This is a genomic window from Enterovibrio sp. QJM3NY_24, from assembly GCF_057786035.1.
The window spans coordinates 3,555,322-3,573,993 of the sequence record NZ_CM173519.1 but is presented as its reverse complement, the minus strand read 5'-3'; the positions used below and the strand labels follow the sequence as shown (position 1 = coordinate 3,573,993).

The 18,672-nt window shown below is 49.5% G+C and carries 15 protein-coding genes, 2 tRNA genes and 2 rRNA genes; 12 read left to right on the top strand and 7 right to left on the bottom strand.

Going from position 1 to position 18,672, the window contains the following annotated elements; genetic code table 11:
• Positions 1-13: 13 nt before the first annotated feature.
• The 4 genes from trkA to def all read right to left on the bottom strand — a co-directional run bounded on the left by trkA (position 14) and on the right by def (position 4,321).
• Positions 14-1,390: a Trk system potassium transporter TrkA gene (gene trkA, locus AC3CIC_RS16125; RefSeq protein WP_016960939.1), complete on the bottom strand. Its 1,377-nt coding sequence runs from the start codon at positions 1,388-1,390 to the stop codon at positions 14-16.
• Positions 1,391-1,464: 74 nt separating this feature from the next.
• Complete coding sequence (rsmB, locus tag AC3CIC_RS16120; protein ID WP_488515047.1) at positions 1,465-2,742, bottom strand: 16S rRNA (cytosine(967)-C(5))-methyltransferase RsmB; 1,278 nt, start codon at positions 2,740-2,742, stop codon at positions 1,465-1,467.
• Between the two features lie 99 nt (positions 2,743-2,841).
• Positions 2,842-3,801 carry a methionyl-tRNA formyltransferase gene (gene fmt / locus AC3CIC_RS16115; protein WP_394213559.1) on the bottom strand — a complete coding sequence of 320 codons (960 nt, stop codon included), beginning with the start codon at positions 3,799-3,801 and terminating at the stop codon, positions 2,842-2,844.
• 7 nt (positions 3,802-3,808) lie between these two features.
• Complete coding sequence (gene def, locus AC3CIC_RS16110) at positions 3,809-4,321, bottom strand: peptide deformylase (RefSeq protein WP_016960942.1); 513 nt, start codon at positions 4,319-4,321, stop codon at positions 3,809-3,811.
• Between the two features lie 119 nt (positions 4,322-4,440).
• Here def and AC3CIC_RS16105 point away from each other — a divergent pair, with 119 nt between their 5' ends.
• Genes AC3CIC_RS16105 through AC3CIC_RS16090 form a run of 4 tightly spaced genes read left to right on the top strand, consistent with a single transcriptional unit; the run spans position 4,441 to position 7,656 of the window.
• The gene (locus tag AC3CIC_RS16105; RefSeq protein WP_488515046.1) at positions 4,441-5,475 is read left to right on the top strand and encodes a LysM peptidoglycan-binding domain-containing protein; all 1,035 of its coding nucleotides are present in this window, start codon (positions 4,441-4,443) and stop codon (positions 5,473-5,475) included.
• A 1-nt stretch (position 5,476) separates the two neighbouring features.
• Complete coding sequence (gene dprA, locus AC3CIC_RS16100; protein ID WP_016960944.1) at positions 5,477-6,574, top strand: DNA-processing protein DprA; 1,098 nt, start codon at positions 5,477-5,479, stop codon at positions 6,572-6,574.
• Positions 6,575-6,576: 2 nt separating this feature from the next.
• Entirely contained in the window at positions 6,577-7,053 is a 477-nt protein-coding gene (locus AC3CIC_RS16095; protein ID WP_016960946.1) for a DUF494 family protein, read from the top strand.
• A 36-nt stretch (positions 7,054-7,089) separates the two neighbouring features.
• Positions 7,090-7,656 carry a DNA topoisomerase family protein gene (locus AC3CIC_RS16090; RefSeq protein WP_017005313.1) on the top strand — a complete coding sequence of 189 codons (567 nt, stop codon included), beginning with the start codon at positions 7,090-7,092 and terminating at the stop codon, positions 7,654-7,656.
• 50 nt (positions 7,657-7,706) lie between these two features.
• Here the strand turns inward: AC3CIC_RS16090 and AC3CIC_RS16085 are convergent, their stop codons facing one another.
• Both AC3CIC_RS16085 and purE read right to left on the bottom strand, forming a co-directional pair.
• Positions 7,707-8,846 (bottom strand): 5-(carboxyamino)imidazole ribonucleotide synthase, encoded by a 1,140-nt coding sequence (locus AC3CIC_RS16085; RefSeq protein ID WP_488515045.1) that lies wholly within the window; start codon positions 8,844-8,846, stop codon positions 7,707-7,709.
• Positions 8,847-8,848: 2 nt separating this feature from the next.
• Entirely contained in the window at positions 8,849-9,334 is a 486-nt protein-coding gene (gene purE / locus AC3CIC_RS16080; protein WP_016960949.1) for a 5-(carboxyamino)imidazole ribonucleotide mutase, read from the bottom strand.
• A 229-nt stretch (positions 9,335-9,563) separates the two neighbouring features.
• Here purE and tsaC point away from each other — a divergent pair, with 229 nt between their 5' ends.
• From tsaC to AC3CIC_RS16060, 4 genes are read left to right on the top strand one after another with little or no spacing between them, the layout of a single operon-like run.
• Positions 9,564-10,121 carry an L-threonylcarbamoyladenylate synthase type 1 TsaC gene (tsaC, locus tag AC3CIC_RS16075; protein WP_488515044.1) on the top strand — a complete coding sequence of 186 codons (558 nt, stop codon included), beginning with the start codon at positions 9,564-9,566 and terminating at the stop codon, positions 10,119-10,121.
• 28 nt (positions 10,122-10,149) lie between these two features.
• A complete protein-coding gene (gene hemF, locus AC3CIC_RS16070; protein ID WP_488515043.1) occupies positions 10,150-11,067 on the top strand; it encodes an oxygen-dependent coproporphyrinogen oxidase in 918 nt (305 codons plus the stop codon).
• A gap of 6 nt (positions 11,068-11,073) precedes the next feature.
• Positions 11,074-11,895, top strand: coding sequence for a shikimate dehydrogenase (gene aroE, locus AC3CIC_RS16065; RefSeq protein ID WP_488515042.1), 822 nt, complete (start codon positions 11,074-11,076; stop codon positions 11,893-11,895).
• A 2-nt stretch (positions 11,896-11,897) separates the two neighbouring features.
• Positions 11,898-12,161 carry a DUF1488 family protein gene (locus tag AC3CIC_RS16060; RefSeq protein WP_488515041.1) on the top strand — a complete coding sequence of 88 codons (264 nt, stop codon included), beginning with the start codon at positions 11,898-11,900 and terminating at the stop codon, positions 12,159-12,161.
• On the opposite strand, the gene AC3CIC_RS16055 is transcribed toward AC3CIC_RS16060, so the two are convergent.
• On the bottom strand, positions 12,158-12,697 hold the full coding sequence (locus AC3CIC_RS16055; RefSeq protein WP_488515928.1) for a gamma carbonic anhydrase family protein: 540 nt from the start codon (positions 12,695-12,697) through the stop codon (positions 12,158-12,160). The genes AC3CIC_RS16060 and AC3CIC_RS16055 overlap by 4 nt on opposite strands.
• A 702-nt stretch (positions 12,698-13,399) precedes the next feature.
• On the opposite strand from AC3CIC_RS16055, the gene AC3CIC_RS16050 reads away from it, so the two are divergent.
• From AC3CIC_RS16050 to AC3CIC_RS16035, 4 genes are all read left to right on the top strand, one after another.
• Positions 13,400-14,944, top strand: a 16S ribosomal RNA gene (locus AC3CIC_RS16050).
• 152 nt (positions 14,945-15,096) lie between these two features.
• Positions 15,097-15,173, top strand: a tRNA-Ile gene (locus tag AC3CIC_RS16045).
• A gap of 44 nt (positions 15,174-15,217) precedes the next feature.
• Positions 15,218-15,293, top strand: a tRNA-Ala gene (locus AC3CIC_RS16040).
• A gap of 396 nt (positions 15,294-15,689) precedes the next feature.
• Positions 15,690-18,582: ribosomal RNA gene (locus AC3CIC_RS16035) — 23S ribosomal RNA — on the top strand.
• The 16S and 23S rRNA genes sit together here with 2 tRNA genes alongside, the layout of an rRNA operon.
• Positions 18,583-18,672: the final 90 nt, after the last annotated feature.

Sequence of the window (18,672 nt, the reverse complement as noted above, 5' to 3'; positions counted from 1 at the left end):
ATAGTTCGGCGTATTAGAGGAAGAATGGACTTGGCTGGAACAGCCTTTCCACATCCGGGATATACTTCTTATCCACCAAGAACATCACCACATGGTCGTCTTGCTGAATAACCGTTTTATCATGAGCGATCAGAACTTCGTCTTCTCGAACAATGGCGCCAATAGTGGTACCTGGTGGCAATTTAATGTCACCAATGGCACGACCAACGACTTTTGATGTGTTGGAATCACCGTGTGCAATGGCTTCAATCGCTTCGGCTGCACCGCGACGAAGTGACGACACGTTGACGATGTCTGCTTTACGAACGTGAGTCAGCAAGGCCGATATGGTTGCTTGCTGCGGCGAAATCGCAATATCAATGGCCCCACCTTGCACGAGATCCACATAGGCGCTGCGCTGAATCAGTACCATGACTTTCTTGGCACCTAAACGTTTTGCCAGCATAGCTGACATGATATTGGCTTCATCTTCGTTGGTCACTGCGATAAACACATCAATCTGATCGATATGCTCTTCACTCAACAACTCTTGATCCGACGCATCACCACAAAAAACGATGGTGTTTTCGAGTATCTCGGACAACTGTTCAGCGCGTCGAGGGCTGCGCTCAATGAGCTTCACGCTGTAAGCACGTTCTAAGCTGCGCGCAAGTCCTGCGCCAATGTTGCCGCCCCCAACAATCATGATGCGCTTATAAGGCTTTTCAAGACGCTGGAGCTCACTCATCACGGAGCGAATGTGGTTACTGGCTGCGACAAAAAACACTTCATCATCCGCTTCAATGATGGTGGTGCCTTGCGGACGAATAGGACGGTCGCGGCGAAATATAGCGGCAACACGGGTATCAACGTGAGGCATGTGCTCACGCAGAGCGGACAGTGCATTCCCCACCAACGGACCACCGTAATAAGCTTTGACTGCGACGAGGCCGACTTTGTTATCGGCAAAGTTCACCACTTGCAACGCACCCGGATATTCAATTAAGCGATGAATATACCTTGTTACCAACTCTTCTGGCGCAATCAGGTGATCGACCGGACAGGCATCGGTTTGGAATAGCTGCTCTTTAGCAGCGAGGTACTCAGGGCTTCGGATCCGCGCAACGCGATTGGGGGTGTTGTAGAGGGTAAAAGCGACTTGGCAAGCAATCATGTTGGTTTCGTCGGAGTTGGTTACCGCAACCAGCATGTCGGCATCCTGCGCGCCGGCTTCTAACAGTGTAGATGGATGGCTGGCATAACCTTGAACGACGCGTAAATCGTATTTGTCTTGTAGCTCTCTGAGGCGCTCAGGGTTTTTATCGACAATGGTAATGTCATTATTTTCGCCAACCAGATTTTCGGCCAATGTACCGCCGACTTGTCCAGCCCCCAAGATGATAATTTTCATAACGTCTGCCTGAACCTCAGTTCATGTTTTATTGGTTTTTACGGGTGGGCGTTGCCGCACCCGCATTGGCACCACTACGCTTTTGTTAGTTCCGCGTAATAGAATCCATCCATGTTTTCTTGTCCCGGCAAAATTTGGCGACCGGGTTTGTCAACAGTGCCTGTTTTTAGCGTTGCATCATCGGTGCGAGCAAGAAACGCTGTCACTTGTTCGCTGTTTTCTTGTGGTGTGATAGAGCAGGTTGCGTAGACCATGGTGCCACCTGACTTTAACTGCGCCCACATGGCGTCCATGATTTCGGATTGCAACGTGACAAGCTGTGCAATATCGTCGGCGCGTCGTAGCCATTTGATGTCTGGGTGGCGACGTATCACACCCGTCGCGGAACATGGCGCGTCAAGCAGGATACGATCAAACTGTTCACCCTGCCACCAATCAGCAGGATAACGTGCATCCCCGCATATCACCTGTGCATTGAGTTGCAAACGTTGGAGGTTCTCTTTCACGCGCAGTAAGCGGGTGGCGTCGACATCCATCGCAACAACCTTCGCATCCGCTTGGTGTTCAAGAATATGGCAGGTTTTTCCACCCGGTGCGGCGCAACAATCCAAAATCAGCTCGCCAGATTGCGGCTTGAGATAATTGATTGAAAGCTGGGCGGCAGCATCTTGAACAGACACCCAACCATCAGCAAAGCCTGGCAGCGCTGTCACATCACACGGTGAGGCAAGCTTGAGTGCGTCTTCGGCTTCTGAGTGAATATCGGTGTCGATGCCTATGTCTGTCAGCAGTGCGCGGTAGCTATCTCGGGTGTGATGAGTACGGTTAACGCGAAGCCACATCGGGGCTTTCTCGTGATTAGCTTCAACAACCTGTTCCCATTGATCTGGATAGGCGTTTTGCAACAGCTTCAACAACCAACCGGGATGGCCATATTTACCGGCGTCGTGCGTGACAGCGGCGGTATCTAATTCTTCTTGGTTGCGTTGGTAGCTGCGCAATACGGCGTTAACCAGGCCGCGAAGCTGTGGCTTTTTAAGTACTTTGGTGGCATCGACTGTCTCAGCAACAGCAGCATGTGGCGGTATACGCATGAAGCTTATTTGGTAAAGCCCCACCAATATCAGATGGTGGAACACACGTTGTTTTCCCTTCAACGGCTTGTCCATCAGACTTTGGGTGATGGATTCAAGGCGCGGAAGCCAGCGCAGTACGCCGTAGCAGATTTCTTGCAACAGTGCGCCATCTCGCGGTGCCACTTTTTGCTGAGCAGGTGGCAGAACCGCAGACAGCGATTGTCCTTGATCGACCACCTGATAGATAACCTGTGCAGCGACAGCTCTTACATTCATTAAGGTACCTTTGTCAGGAAGTCACGCGCTGTGATAAGACAGCGCGTGATGAAAAGTGTTACTAACCACTAAAAAAGGCCAGCAAGCTGGCCTCCGGCATTACAGGATATTGCCAGGTTCAAACCAGTCGCGGCGAGAGTTCAACATGTCTGCTGCACTCATGGCTTTCTTGCCCGGGGGCTGGATTGACGTCAGACATAGCACACCGTTACCCGTGGCAACGCGAATGCCTTTTTTGTCTGCCGACAAGATGGTACCAGGGACATTTGTGCTTTCGTCCGTCTCGACGTCGGCATCCCATACTTTGATGTTGTGCTCGCCCTGATCGTTGACGGTCAGGGTGAAATAGCTCACAGGCCATGGATTGAAAGCGCGAATGCAGCGTTCAATCTCAACGGCACTCATGCTCCAGTCGATCTGTGCTTCTTCTTTGCTCAACTTCTTGGCGTAGTTTGCCAGTTCGTCATTTTGCTTTTCAGCGACAGCTTTATCCGCTGCAATATCATCCAAGCAATCAACCAATGCGTCAGGTCCAAGTTCCGCCAATCTTTGATAAAGCGTGGCACTGGTTTCTTTTGGATCAATGCTCAGGGTTGCGATTTTTAGCATATCGCCAGTATCTAAGCCTTCATCCATTTGCATGATGGTGACACCGGTTTCGGTATCGCCTGCCCAGATAGCGCGCTGAATAGGCGCAGCACCACGCCAGCGTGGCAAGATAGAACCATGTACGTTGATGCAACCAAGGCGCGGCGTATCGAGTACCACTTTTGGCAATAGTAAGCCATAAGCAACCACCACCATGATATCGGCATCAATCGCGGCTAATTCTTGCTGCGCGTCTTCGGCTTTTAAGCTTGCAGGCTGATAAACCGGGATGTTGTGTTCTTGTGCGAGGACTTTTACGGGACTAGCCGTCAGTTTTTTTCCTCGACCAGCAGGACGATCTGGCTGGGTATACACCGCAACCACATCATGGTGCGAAGACAACAACGCCGCCAGATGAAGGGCGGCGAAATCCGGCGTGCCGGCAAATGCAATACGTAGTGATTTGCTCAAGGAAACCTCAGTTGGTTTTTTCGTTAGCGCGTTTGATCTTTTCGAGCTTTTGTTTGATGCGCTGTTGCTTTAACGGCGACAGGTAATCAACAAACAGTTTGCCTTCAAGGTGGTCTAATTCGTGTTGTACACAAATAGCCAGCAGATCGTCGGCATCGAATTGATAAGGGTTACCATCGCGGTCGAGCGCTTTCACGGTCACTTCAGATGCACGTGCCACTAACGCTCGTGCGCCAGGAACAGACAGACAGCCTTCTTCAATACCATCTTCACCGCGCTTTTCGATGATCTCTGGGTTGATCAGTACCATCGGCTCGTCGCGCGAATCAGAGATATCAATCACGACAATGCGTTGGTGAACATCAACCTGCGTTGCCGCCAAGCCAATACCTTCTTCGTCGTACATAGTATCTAGCATGTCATCGATGAATTTTTGAATTTCTGGTGTGACGCTTTCTACCGGTTTAGCCACCGTGCGTAGGCGATCGTCCGGGAAGGTTAAAACCTGCAATACACTCATAAACGTCTCTTAAAATTGTTGAACTGTGCCGTATCCGGCTTTGGTAATTGGGCTAATTCTAGACATTTTGCGATTCAAATGACAGCATCCAAATGAAAGTATGCTTTTGGAGACATAGGATGTTTAAAAAGCTCGCCACGCTTTGTTTGGCTTATCTGTTGTCAGCAGCTGCAGCTGCCGCTGTTATTGAGGTATCAAAGGATGCACCGGACAATTATACCGTGCGCAAAGGCGATACCCTTTGGGACATTGCTGGCCTTTATTTGGAAAACCCTTGGCAGTGGCCTCATTTGTGGCAACAAAACCCAGCAATTGAGAACCCTCACCTTATCTATCCAGGGGATGCACTGAGATTGTCATGGGATGAAGGACGACCCGCATTGTCTCTTGCAACGGGTGAACGGCTCACCAAGCAATTGCCGATTAGCTCTGCGTCACAGTCCGTGCTTAAACAGTTTCTGACGTTTGATACGCTGATTGGCGAGGCTGAGTTTGGTCTGGCACCTCGAGTCTTGGGGAGTCAGGATGGTTGGAGTTACATTTCTAAGCGAACTCCTTTCTTTATTGATGCATCCGTTGAGTCTGAAAACTGGTTCATTTACCGACCAGTGACAACATTTGAGCGTACTGAAAATGATCAAATGTTGAAGATGATAAGCCTTAAGAAGGTTGCTGAAGCCAAGTTAGTCAGAGTACATGACGATATTTCTGAACTTAAGCTGGTGAAGCAATCTCAAGAAGTCAGACCTAACGACATTCTTTTACCGGCACTGGGTGTAAAAACGGGCAGTGTTTTTCATCCCCAAACGGCACCGAGTGGATTGGAAGGTAATTTGATCGGTCATCTTTATGGCAGTAAGTATGTAGGCCTTCGTCAAATCGTGGTGGTTGATCGGGGTGCAGAGGACGGCGTGAAAGCGGGACATGCGTTATCTGTTCAGCAACCTGGTGCTGTGCTGAAAGGGGTAAAAGGCGACATGCGTTATGAAAGCGACATTGATAGTGCCGCTGCCCCTGTGTTGACACAACTGCCGGATCAGCGTGCGGGGATGTTGCTGGTCATAAAAAGCTATCCACACTTTAGCTTGGCAATGGTCGTTGATGCTACTCAGCCACTTTCTGCACCTATGTTTGTGACGTCAGCGGAAGGCTAAAATGGATGCATCGCTTGAGTCTTGGTTGCGGCTTGCTGCTGTGCCAAGACTTGGCGGCAATGCCGTCAGTAAAATCATTTGTAAGTACCCGCCAGAAAAACTTGTTGAACTTGAAGATATACACTTAGCGGCACTGGGCTTTAAACCCGCGCAAATTAAAGCGCTTCGTTACCCTGATATGTCAGTCATCGACAAATGCATGACATGGTGTTCTCTACCGAATAGAGACATTATCAGCCTCACTGATCCGCGTTATCCTTATCTTCTCAAGCAAATCTCCGGTGCACCGCCTCTTTTGTTTGTGGAGGGGAATCCTGACGTTTTATCTTTACCCCAGATAGCTATCGTTGGAAGCCGAGATGCTAGCGCAGAAGGGCTATCGCTTGCGCATGCATTTGCTCAGTCGCTGGCCGAGCATGATGTGGTGGTAACCAGTGGTTTGGCGCTCGGGATTGATGGTAGAGCGCATCGCGGTGCGCTTGATGCAGGAGGGCGAACCATCGCGGTATTAGGCTCTGGGCTTGAAAAGGTGTACCCTTCCCCCCATCGTGATCTTGCTAAAGATGTCACGTCAAACGGTGCCTTGGTGTCAGAGTTGTGGCCATGGTCACCGCCAAAACCTGCATTTTTTCCGAGAAGAAATCGGATTATCAGCGGTCTTTCTACAGGTGTACTTGTTGTTGAAGCTGCACTGAAAAGTGGCTCATTGATCACCGCACGCCTTGCACTTGAGCAAGGGCGCGACGTTTTTGCGCTACCAGGTTCAATACACAATCCTCATGCTAAAGGCAGTAACGGGCTTATTAAGCAGGGCGCATTTTTAGTGGAATCTGTTGATGAGATTTTAGAGCAGGTGGGCGCGCTAGCGGGTTGTGCAATTAACCACCAGTTAGACGTGGCACAGGCTCAAGTTTTACAAGAAGAATTGCCATTTCCTGAACTGTTGGCTAACGTAGGAAATGAAGCAAGGTGTGTCGATGTGCTTGCAGAGATCTGCGATCAACCCGTTCACGAAATCATGATGAAGTTGTTAGAACTAGAGCTACTGGGGCTTGTATCCGCAGTACCCGGTGGCTATGTCAGAGCGAGGAGGGGATAGCCATGATGGACATCTTAATGTACCTGTTTGAAACTTACATCCATAGTGATGTCGAGTTGCTGGTAGATCAGGACGAATTGGCTGATGAACTCTCCAGAGCAGGGTTTCATCAGGACGATATATATAAAGCGCTGAACTGGCTGGAGAAACTGGCGCTATTGCAAGACGCCGACAAGACCCCTTATTTAACGGGGAGTGCGTTGACCTCGGTTCGTATCTTTACGCCAAAAGAAATGGATCGTCTGGATACTGAAAGCCGCGGATTCTTGATATTTCTGGAACAAATCAGCGTGCTGAGTCCAGAAACCCGTGAGATGGTCATTGATCGTGTGATGGAATTGGAAACGCAGGAATTCGCATTAGATGACTTGAAATGGGTGATCTTGATGGTGCTGTTCAACGTGCCAGGTAATGAGCGCGCGTATGATCAGATGGAAGACCTGCTGTATAGCACAGCAGAAGACGAGTACCTTCACTAAGGCTACTCTCCTATAAGTTTTTGAGGCTAATCTGTTTTGGCTGGAAAAATTGATGAATCGCTTTTCAGTGCGCATGAACATGCACTGGAGCAAGAAGAACGCTGCCCACAATGTGGCAGCGTTCTTGTTATTAGGCACAGTAAACGTGGACCGTTTAAAGCATGCTCTGCGCACCCTGACTGTGACTTTACTGAATCACTAAACCACAATGATGGCCATGTGGTGAAGGCGCTCGGGTTGCCGTGCCCTGAATGTAGCAGTGAACTCGTGTTGCGTCAGGGGCGTTTTGGCATGTTCATCGGCTGCTCATCGTATCCGGTGTGTCAGCATATTGAGAAGCGTGATCAGGCACCTGAAGGTGGTGATGGGATAGATGTAGCGTGCCCAGAGTGTAAAACGGGTGCTTTGCATGAGAAGAAGTCGCGCTTTGGAAAAGTCTTTTATGCCTGTGATGGCTACCCAAAGTGCAAGTTCGCTGTCAACCTTAAGCCCATTAAAGGCGTATGCGAGATTTGCGGTTACCCGTTGTTGCTCGAGAAGACATTGGCGGCGGGAGCGTTTAAGGTTTGTGCCAGCAAGAAATGCCAGCAAAAGCAAGGTTAGCTTTTGTGCTAGCTTTCAGTGAAATAAAAGCCGCATTTGCGGCTTTTATTTTATTTGCTTAGCGAAGATGCGGCATCTTTTAATGCTGGGAATTCATTTTCTGCCAGCAGTGATGTTAGATCCTTCAATATGATACTCAGCTCGGCGGTTGTGTCTGCACAGACATTGATGTGACCGATTTTACGTCCCGGACGTGGTACTTTGTCGTACCAATGCACATGTGCAATACGCATAACTTCGTCCGGTACTGTCACCTCACCAACGATGTTGATCATGGCTGTGGGGCGAATGCGGGCAGCACTGCCGAGTGGCAAATTGCAAACCGCGCGCAGATGATTTTCAAACTGGCAAACTTCCGCGCCTTGTTGTGTCCAATGGCCTGAGTTGTGCACCCGTGGCGCAATTTCGTTTACCATCAATGTGCCGTTAACATCAAAGAACTCTATTGCTAACACGCCGACATAATCGAGAGCGTCTGACACGGCTTTAAACATGGCTTCGGCTTGAGTTTGCAACGCCTCGTTTTCACCCGCTGCAACGGAAACACTCAAAATACCATCGGTATGGATATTTTCTGTCAGCGGATACGCTTCAAGCTCACCGTTCGCGTTGCGAGCGCCAATCAATGACACTTCACGATCAAACGGTACGAACTCTTCAGCAATGACACACTGACGATCACCTTGATGAGATGCTTGCAAAAATACAGCGATATCTCTCCAAGTGGGCTCTATATCATCAAGGGATTTTAAGCGCCACTGGCCTTTACCATCGTAGCCATCAAGGGCGCTTTTCACGATCATTGGTACACCGATGGTGCTCAGGGCTGTATCAAAATCTTCACGGTTTTGGATGGTGTGATAACGTGCATTGTTGACGCCTGCTTTGTCGAGCAAAGCTTTTTCCTTGCGGCGATCACCACCGGTCAGAATCGCTTCTTCTCCAGGGGAGAACTTTCCGCTGGCCTGACAGATGCTAAGAATATCAGGCGCGATATGCTCGAACTCGGCAGTGATAATATCAGCGCCTGCAATCCCGTTTTCTAATCCATGACCCAGCACTTCGAGTGTGACAGGGTGAACCAGATTGCCACTTCGCACATCATACGCGCTAACTTTTAGATTTAGCGGGGCTCCCGCTAACGCCATCATTCGTGCCAGTTGCCCAGCACCTAGAACCAGCACATTCATGATTAACCTACCGACGGGTCAGGGTGAGCCAGAACCGTTTCTGTTTGGGTTTGGCGGAAGTTATCGATTTTGCTCATTAGGGCGTCATCGCTGGTTGCGAGAATTTGCGCGGCTAGAAGGCCTGCATTGGCTGCACCTGCATCACCAATTGCAAGGGTGCCAACCGCAACACCTTTTGGCATTTGTACGATAGAAAGCAGTGAGTCCATGCCTTTCAATGCTTTTGACTGAACGGGTACACCCAAAACAGGAAGACTGGTAAATGCAGCGGTCATACCAGGGAGGTGCGCTGCGCCGCCAGCACCGGCAATGATAACTTTTATGCCACGAGAAGCAGCATTGTTGGCATACTCTGCAAGCAGTTGAGGGGTTCGGTGGGCTGAAACCACCTTGGTTTCATACGCAACGCCGAAGTGATCCAGCATGTCTGCTGCGTTTTTCATGGTTGGCCAATCGGATTTTGAACCCATGATGATGCCGACTTTCATATCTGCTCCTGTAACTACCGTGTACTGCGAAGTGGAATTGCGCGTCATTATATCGGTAAAAATCCGCAAGGAAAACGTTTGCGTCTGTGCATTTCGCTACAAGCTTACTTGTTTAGGGTGGAATGAAAATTAACGAGTGTGTTTCGATGTGTGACAAAAATGTTGAGAATGACATTGGTAATTAGTCATAGTATGGCGAATTTCGAAATGCCTGATTAGGAGAGAAACCTTGGCGAATGTTGAACAGTGTGTCGCTGCATTGGCGCACGGTGAGGTGATAGCATACCCGACAGAAGGTGTATTTGGCGTTGGTTGCGACCCTGATAATGTACAAGCGGTACAAGCGTTGCTGTCGGTCAAAGAGCGAATTAAAGCTAAGGGCTTAATCTTAATCGCTGCGAACTTGGCGCAGTTAGACGGTTATATTAACCTCGATGCTTTGAGTGATAGTGTCAAAGCGGATGTGCTGGCCACTTGGCCAGGCCCTGTGACCTGGGTGATGCCTGCGGGCAAAAACATCACGGATTGGGTGACGGGCCAGTTTGACACTGTTGCCGTGCGTGTGTCTGATCACCCTGATGTTCAGGCATTGTGCGTTGCTTATGGAAAACCAATCACATCGACCAGTGCCAACTTGAGCGGTAAAGAGCCTTGTAGAACCGTTGAAGAGGTCGTTAACCAGCTTGGCGATCGCGTACCGTGTGTGTTGAATGGAATAATTGGTGGACGTGATAAGCCAACCGAGATCCGCGATGCGCGTTCTGGTAAGGTGCTACGTCAAGGCTGAATAAGTTAGTAATAAAGAAGGAATTAACGTGCCAAACCTCCCTCAGCAAGTAGATAAAGAAGCTGTAAAGCGCTTTTTACTGTCGCTTCAGGATTCTATCTGTGCTGCATTAGAGCAAGAAGATGGTGTTGCAATATTTCAGGAAGATGCATGGCAAAGAGAAGCTGGGGGCGGAGGTAAAAGTCGCGTATTGCGCGAGGGCGCTGTTTTTGAACAGGCGGGCGTGAATTTTTCGCATGTGTTCGGCGACAAGATGCCAGGATCCGCAACCGCACATCGTCCAGAACTTGCTGGTCGAAGCTTCGAAGCGATGGGGGTGTCTTTAGTTGTTCATCCAAACAACCCTCATGTACCGACGTCTCATGCTAACGTTCGTTTCTTTATTGCAGAAAAAGAGGGTGAAGACCCAGTATGGTGGTTTGGTGGTGGCTTTGACTTGACCCCATTCTATCCAGTTGAAGAGGATTGTGTTCACTGGCACCAAACCGCCAAAGTAATTTGTGCGCCATTTGGCGATGATGTTTATCAAGAACATAAGGCGTGGTGTGATCGCTACTTCTTCTTACCGCATCGCAACGAAACGCGCGGTGTAGGCGGCCTCTTTTTTGATGATCTTAATAGCTGGGGTTTTGATGCCTCGCTTAATTATATAGAAGCGGTGGGTCAAGGCTTCCTTGATGCCTATTTACCTATTGTCCAAAAACGTAAAGACACAGAATACGGAGAGCGAGAGCGACAGTTTCAGCTTTATCGTCGTGGTCGCTATGTTGAATTTAATCTTGTGTATGACCGTGGCACATTATTCGGTCTACAAAGTGGCGGACGTACTGAATCTATCTTAATGTCGATGCCACCTCTCGTCAGATGGCAATACGGTTTTGAGCCAGAAGTGGGCTCCGCAGAAGAAAAGCTCTATACCGAATATTTAACACCAAGGGACTGGTAAGCACGAATGGATAAGTACGTCGTTGTTGGTAATCCGATATCACACAGTAAATCCCCTTTTATACACACATTGTTTGCGCGCCAGACAGGTCAGCAGATGACGTACGAAATGTTTGAAGCACCTATTGGCGAATTTAACCAAGCTATAACGGCTTTTTTTGCCTCGGGCGGAAAGGGCTGCAATGTCACTGTGCCATTCAAAGAAGATGCTTTTGCTTTTGCAACCATGCTGACTGAGCGCGCTAAGCTAGCAGGCGCGGTAAATACCCTGAAAAAGCTCGACGACGGTGGCATCCTCGGTGACAACACTGATGGTGAAGGTTTGGTGCAAGACTTATTGAGTCATCATGTCCAGCTTGAAGGCACCAACATTTTATTGTTGGGAGCAGGCGGTGCGGCAAGAGGGGTGATATTGCCTTTGCTTAAGCATGATCCTGCCTCGTTGGTTGTCGCGAATCGCACAGCCAGTAAAGCATTAACCTTGTCTGAATTGTTTTCAGAACATGGGAATGTCTCAGCCAAGGCATTTGATGAGCTAGAAGGCTCAGCATTTGATGTCATCATCAATTCAACGTCCGCGAGCCTATCGGGTGACCATCCCAATATCCCTTCTTCTGTTATTGGTGAAAATACCACTGTCTATGACATGGTGTATGGTGCAGGTTTAACGAGCAGTAACCAATGGGCTAAGGCGCAAGGTGCATCTCGCGTTATTGATGGTTTGGGTATGTTGGTGGGACAAGCTGCCGAAAGTTTCACTATATGGCGAGGTCTTAGACCCGGAACGACTCAGGTATTAAGGGAGCTTCGCCGTAACTTGGCGGATTAGTGATGAATCAAAGTATTATTTTCGCCGATGATCAGCGCATAAGTGCTGATAGGCAGGCGGTGCATTTCGATGCTCAACAGTCTGGAGTTCTGATCCCTTGTTTCGTTGCTATTGCGGATCTGCAAAAGCAACATCAGGGTGAGTTAACATCAGAAAAAGCGATACTGGATGTTTTTAGTCAGTATCGCTTCGATTATGAAGACCTAGCGCAAGAGGCAATTGAAGCTGAAGACATCAATGAGCGCGGGGAGGTTTGGGTCAGTTAGCTTTCAGCTAAATACTCGTTCTTCGTTGCTACATAGTTGTCAGAGGATTTTTGCAAGAACGCTCGTTCTGCTTCTTTCAATGGGCGAGCTTGTTTCACTGGGCTACCGACATAAAGATATCCTGATTCGAGACGCTTCCCTGGTGGCACCAGACTGCCTGCTCCAATCATCACATTATCTTCGATGATGACGCCATCCAATACGATAGCACCCATTCCGACCAGTACATTGTTCCCAATCGTGCAACCATGCAGCATCACCTTATGACCAACAGTAACGTCATTACCAATAATGAGGGGGTAGCCTTCAGGGTTATCATTGTTCTTGTGGGTCACGTGTAATACCGAACCATCCTGAATATTGGTACGATCACCGAGACGAATGTGGTTAACGTCACCACGAGCTGCGACAAAAGGCCAGATACTTACATCATTACCTAAAGCTATGTCGCCAACTAAGACGGATGTTGGATCGATATAAACTCGTGCGCCAACCTGAGGGAAGATACCTTTATAGCTGCGAAGTATAGAAGTCATCATGATTTCCTGACGGGATATATGAATCTCAGACTATCTCGATGGCCGGAAGAGTGCAATTCTTCAGCGGTTTAATGTGATTTAGTGGTCTTTAGAGCGAAAATCGACCGAACGGGTCGTTTTGGATGAAAACCTGCAATAAAGCCCTTGCCAAGATCTCAAACCTCCCTATAATGCGACCTCACTGACACGGAGCGCGGCGCCAACTAAGGCATTGCACATCCAATCAGTACGGCGAAAACGGCTTCAAAACTGAATGGAAATAAACGCTTGACGTTAACGACCCAATCAGTAGAATGCCCGCCTGCTTCAACGGAAAAGCCCAGTGCTTATCGCGGTTGAAGGGAGTCAACAAGACGTTTTGGAGGCGGTGAGCAGCACGCTGAAAAATCTCAAAATTTCTTCTTGACTTCATCGCCCGGCAGCGTAGAATTCGCAGCCCTGACGATGAGAAGACTACTCCAAAAGAGCAGCTTCTACAGTCAACGTTCTTTAACAATTTGACCTATACAATCTGTGTGGGCACTCGTACTTGATAGACATAAGATTTATCAATGAACTGAGTGACCCAAGATGGTTGAGCTCTTCGGAGTAACACTGTCAACGCAGTCAATGCAGTTTTGCCTTAGGGCAAAAAAGTAATTCAGTATTCATTGAGCGTTAGACCTGTTTCTTCGGAAATGGGGATAACAAGAAAAATTCTAATTGAAGAGTTTGATCATGGCTCAGATTGAACGCTGGCGGCAGGCCTAACACATGCAAGTCGAGCGGTAACATTTCAAGAGCTTGCTTTTGAAGATGACGAGCGGCGGACGGGTGAGTAATGGCTGGGAACCTGCCCTGACGTGGGGGATAACAGTTGGAAACGACTGCTAATACCGCATGATGTCTACGGACCAAAGAGGGGGATCTTCGGACCTCTCGCGTCGGGATGGGCCCAGTTGGGATTAGCTAGTTGGTGAGGTAATGGCTCACCAAGGCGACGATCCCTAGCTGGTTTGAGAGGATGATCAGCCACACTGGAACTGAGACACGGTCCAGACTCCTACGGGAGGCAGCAGTGGGGAATATTGCACAATGGGCGCAAGCCTGATGCAGCCATGCCGCGTGTGTGAAGAAGGCCTTCGGGTTGTAAAGCACTTTCAGCAGTGAGGAAGGCGGATACGTTAATAGCGTGTTCGTTTGACGTTAGCTGCAGAAGAAGCACCGGCTAACTCCGTGCCAGCAGCCGCGGTAATACGGAGGGTGCGAGCGTTAATCGGAATTACTGGGCGTAAAGCGCATGCAGGCGGTTTGTTAAGCAAGATGTGAAAGCCCCGGGCTCAACCTGGGAACCGCATTTTGAACTGGCAGGCTAGAGTCTTGTAGAGGGGGGTAGAATTTCAGGTGTAGCGGTGAAATGCGTAGAGATCTGAAGGAATACCGGTGGCGAAGGCGGCCCCCTGGACAAAGACTGACGCTCAGATGCGAAAGCGTGGGGAGCAAACAGGATTAGATACCCTGGTAGTCCACGCTGTAAACGATGTCTACTTGGAGGTTGTGGCCTAGAGCCGTGGCTTCCGGAGCTAACGCGTTAAGTAGACCGCCTGGGGAGTACGGTCGCAAGATTAAAACTCAAATGAATTGACGGGGGCCCGCACAAGCGGTGGAGCATGTGGTTTAATTCGATGCAACGCGAAGAACCTTACCTACTCTTGACATCCACAGAAGCCGGAAGAGATTTTGGTGTGCCTTCGGGAACTGTGAGACAGGTGCTGCATGGCTGTCGTCAGCTCGTGTTGTGAAATGTTGGGTTAAGTCCCGCAACGAGCGCAACCCTTATCCTTGTTTGCCAGCACGTAATGGTGGGAACTCCAGGGAGACTGCCGGTGATAAACCGGAGGAAGGTGGGGACGACGTCAAGTCATCATGGCCCTTACGAGTAGGGCTACACACGTGCTACAATGGCGTATACAGAGGGCAGCGAGACCGCGAGGTGGAGCGAATCCCAGAAAGTACGTCGTAGTCCGGATCGGAGTCTGCAACTCGACTCCGTGAAGTCGGAATCGCTAGTAATCGTGGATCAGAATGCCACGGTGAATACGTTCCCGGGCCTTGTACACACCGCCCGTCACACCATGGGAGTGGGCTGCACCAGAAGTAGATAGCTTAACCTTCGGGAGGGCGTTTACCACGGTGTGGTTCATGACTGGGGTGAAGTCGTAACAAGGTAGCCCTAGGGGAACCTGGGGCTGGATCACCTCCTTAACGATACTATTAATGCAAGTGCTCACACAAATTGTATAGGTTGAAAAAGCAAAGAACATTACTTAGATGTGTTTGTTGCCCCTGTGGTTAGCACCCCATTCCCTTGGTAAAAGAGGGTGAGGTCGTTGGTTCACAGCCAGGGACGCAAAATTGGGTCTGTAGCTCAGGTGGTTAGAGCGCACCCCTGATAAGGGTGAGGTCGGTGGTTCAAGTCCACTCAGACCCACCAATTTCGTTTCCTAGACGAGATTGGTTAAACACTAAGTATTCGATGGGGTTATAGCTCAGCTGGGAGAGCGCCTGCCTTGCACGCAGGAGGTCTGCGGTTCGATCCCGCATAGCTCCACCACTCTTTAAACGCATTCTCACGAGTGTCTTTAGAAAGTGGACATCTCTGTATCAGAGACACATCACTTTGCTCTTTAAAAATCTGGAAAGCTGACTAGTAGATTTATGACTTCTCTTTATAGAGAGGGAATAAATTGAAATCTGTTTCTTATCTCTCTACCCGAGAGGTAACGAAACAAAAGTTCTCAAAACGTTAATCCTGATGGGATTAACACCAAACACATTCAAGTGTTCTTGGTTTCATCGAAAGATGAACATATTTGAGTCCGGCGAAAAACCGTTCAACGTTCTTGGTTTCCACTTTTTCATAAAAGTAGGGTCAAAAACAGCGAACCGACTCTTTAACGAGAGTCACCTTGGTTGTTTGTCCATACATAAAGACCTCTTGGGGTTGTATGGTTAAGTGACTAAGCGTACACGGTGGATGCCTTGGCAGTCAGAGGCGATGAAGGACGTATTAACTTGCGATAAGCGTAGATAAGGCAGTAAAAGCCACTTGAGTCTACGATTTCCGAATGGGGAAACCCACGTGCATAAGCACGTATCATGCAGTGAATACATAGCTGTATGAGGCGAACTCGGGGAACTGAAACATCTAAGTACCCGAAGGAAAAGAAATCAATTGAGATTCCGGCAGTAGCGGCGAGCGACCCCGGATTAGCCCTTAAGCAGTTTAAGTGTTAGTGGAAGCCTCTGGAAAGTGGCGCGATACAGGGTGATAGCCCCGTACACGACAATGCTTTTATTGTGAAAACGAGTAGGACGGGACACGTGGTATCCTGTCTGAACATGGGGGGACCATCCTCCAAGGCTAAATACTCCTGACTGACCGATAGTGAACCAGTACCGTGAGGGAAAGGCGAAAAGAACCCCTGTGAGGGGAGTGAAATAGAACCTGAAACCGTGTACGTACAAGCAGTGGGAGCCTCTTCGTGGGGTGACTGCGTACCTTTTGTATAATGGGTCAGCGACTTACTTTTAGTAGCAAGGTTAACCGAATAGGGGAGCCGTAGGGAAACCGAGTCTTAACTGGGCGAATAAGTTGCTAGGAGTAGACCCGAAACCGAGTGATCTAGCCATGGGCAGGTTGAAGATTGAGTAACATCAATTGGAGGACCGAACCGACTAATGTTGAAAAATTAGCGGATGACTTGTGGCTAGGGGTGAAAGGCCAATCAAACTCGGAGATAGCTGGTTCTCCCCGAAAGCTATTTAGGTAGCGCCTCGGACGAATACTACTGGGGGTAGAGCACTGTTAAGGCTAGGGGGTCATCCCGACTTACCAACCCTTTGCAAACTCCGAATACCAGTAAGTACTATCCGGGAGACACACGGCGGGTGCTAACGTCCGTCGTGGAGAGGGAAACAACCCAGACCGCCAGCTAAGGTCCCAAAGTTATCGCTAAGTGGGAAACGATGTGGGAAGGCTCAGACAGCCAGGATGTTGGCTTAGAAGCAGCCATCATTTAAAGAAAGCGTAATAGCTCACTGGTCGAGTCGGCCTGCGCGGAAGATGTAACGGGGCTAAGCGATACACCGAAGCTGCGGCATCAACTCTTCGGAGTTGTTGGGTAGGGGAGCGTTCTGTAAGCCGTTGAAGGTGAACTGTAAGGTTTGCTGGAGGTATCAGAAGTGCGAATGCTGACATGAGTAACGATAAAGGGGGTGAAAAACCTCCTCGCCGGAAGACCAAGGGTTCCTGTCCAACGTTAATCGGGGCAGGGTAAGTCGACCCCTAAGGCGAGGCCGAAAGGCGTAGTCGATGGGAAACGGGTTAATATTCCCGTACTGCTTATAACTGCGATGGGGGGACGGAGAAGGCTAGGTGGGCTTGGCGACGGTTGTCCAAGTTCAAGTGCGTAGGTGGGTGTCTTAGGTAAATCCGGGACGCTGTTAACACTGAGACACGATGTCGAGTCACTACGGTGATGAAGTCATTGATGCCATGCTTCCGGGAAAAGCCTCTAAGCTTCAGGTTATAAGGAATCGTACCCCAAACCGACACAGGTGGTCGGGTAGAGAATACCAAGGCGCTTGAGAGAACTCGGGTGAAGGAACTAGGCAAAATGGTACCGTAACTTCGGGAGAAGGTACGCTGCCTCCGGTGAAGTCCCTTGCGGATGGAGCTAGAGGCAGTCGCAGATACCAGGTGGCTGCAACTGTTTATTAAAAACATAGCACTGTGCAAAATCGAAAGATGACGTATACGGTGTGACGCCTGCCCGGTGCCGGAAGGTTAATTGATGGGGTTATCTTCGGAGAAGCTCTTGATCGAAGCCCCGGTAAACGGCGGCCGTAACTATAACGGTCCTAAGGTAGCGAAATTCCTTGTCGGGTAAGTTCCGACCTGCACGAATGGCGTAATGATGGCCACGCTGTCTCCACCCGAGACTCAGTGAAATTGAAATCGCAGTGAAGATGCTGTGTACCCGCGGCTAGACGGAAAGACCCCGTGAACCTTTACTACAGCTTGGCACTGAACATTGACCCTACATGTGTAGGATAGGTGGGAGCCTTTGAAGCATCGTCGCTAGATGGTGTGGAGGCAATCTTGAAATACCACCCTTGTATGCTTGATGTTCTAACGTTGGTCCCTTATCGGGATTGCGGACAGTGCCTGGTGGGTAGTTTGACTGGGGCGGTCTCCTCCCAAAGAGTAACGGAGGAGCACGAAGGTGGGCTAATCACGGTCGGACATCGTGAGGTTAGTGCAATGGCATAAGCCCGCTTGACTGCGAGAATGACAATTCGAGCAGGTACGAAAGTAGGTCATAGTGATCCGGTGGTTCTGAATGGAAGGGCCATCGCTCAACGGATAAAAGGTACTCCGGGGATAACAGGCTGATACCGCCCAAGAGTTCATATCGACGGCGGTGTTTGGCACCTCGATGTCGGCTCATCACATCCTGGGGCTGAAGTCGGTCCCAAGGGTATGGCTGTTCGCCATTTAAAGTGGTACGCGAGCTGGGTTTAGAACGTCGTGAGACAGTTCGGTCCCTATCTGCCGTGGGCGTTGGATGATTGAGAGGGGCTGCTCCTAGTACGAGAGGACCGGAGTGGACGAACCTCTGGTGTTCGGGTTGTCACGCCAGTGGCATTGCCCGGTAGCTAAGTTCGGAATTGATAAGCGCTGAAAGCATCTAAGCGCGAAGCGAGCCTCGAGATGAGTCATCCCTGACACTATAAGTGTCCTAAAGGGTTGTTGGAGACTACGACGTAGATAGGCAGGGTGTGTAAGTGCTGCGAGGCATTGAGCTAACCTGTACTAATTGCCCGTGAGGCTTAACCATACAACACCCAAGGGGTTTTAGCGGACTCAGATAAGAACGTTGAATGTGTATTGAGAGCATATAGCTAGTCAGAATTTTCCCAGATTTTGT

Coding starts and splice junctions, on each gene's coding strand:
- trkA (WP_016960939.1), bottom strand. CDS start 1,390: ATGAAAATTATCATCTTGGGGGCTGGACAAGTCGGCGGTACATTGGCC.
- rsmB (WP_488515047.1), bottom strand. CDS start 2,742: ATGAATGTAAGAGCTGTCGCTGCACAGGTTATCTATCAGGTGGTCGAT.
- def (WP_016960942.1), bottom strand. CDS start 4,321: ATGAGTGTATTGCAGGTTTTAACCTTCCCGGACGATCGCCTACGCACG.
- AC3CIC_RS16105 (WP_488515046.1), top strand. CDS start 4,441: ATGTTTAAAAAGCTCGCCACGCTTTGTTTGGCTTATCTGTTGTCAGCA.
- dprA (WP_016960944.1), top strand. CDS start 5,477: ATGGATGCATCGCTTGAGTCTTGGTTGCGGCTTGCTGCTGTGCCAAGA.
- AC3CIC_RS16095 (WP_016960946.1), top strand. CDS start 6,577: ATGATGGACATCTTAATGTACCTGTTTGAAACTTACATCCATAGTGAT.
- AC3CIC_RS16085 (WP_488515045.1), bottom strand. CDS start 8,846: ATGAATGTGCTGGTTCTAGGTGCTGGGCAACTGGCACGAATGATGGCG.
- purE (WP_016960949.1), bottom strand. CDS start 9,334: ATGAAAGTCGGCATCATCATGGGTTCAAAATCCGATTGGCCAACCATG.
- aroE (WP_488515042.1), top strand. CDS start 11,074: ATGGATAAGTACGTCGTTGTTGGTAATCCGATATCACACAGTAAATCC.
- AC3CIC_RS16060 (WP_488515041.1), top strand. CDS start 11,898: ATGAATCAAAGTATTATTTTCGCCGATGATCAGCGCATAAGTGCTGAT.
- AC3CIC_RS16055 (WP_488515928.1), bottom strand. CDS start 12,697: ATGACTTCTATACTTCGCAGCTATAAAGGTATCTTCCCTCAGGTTGGC.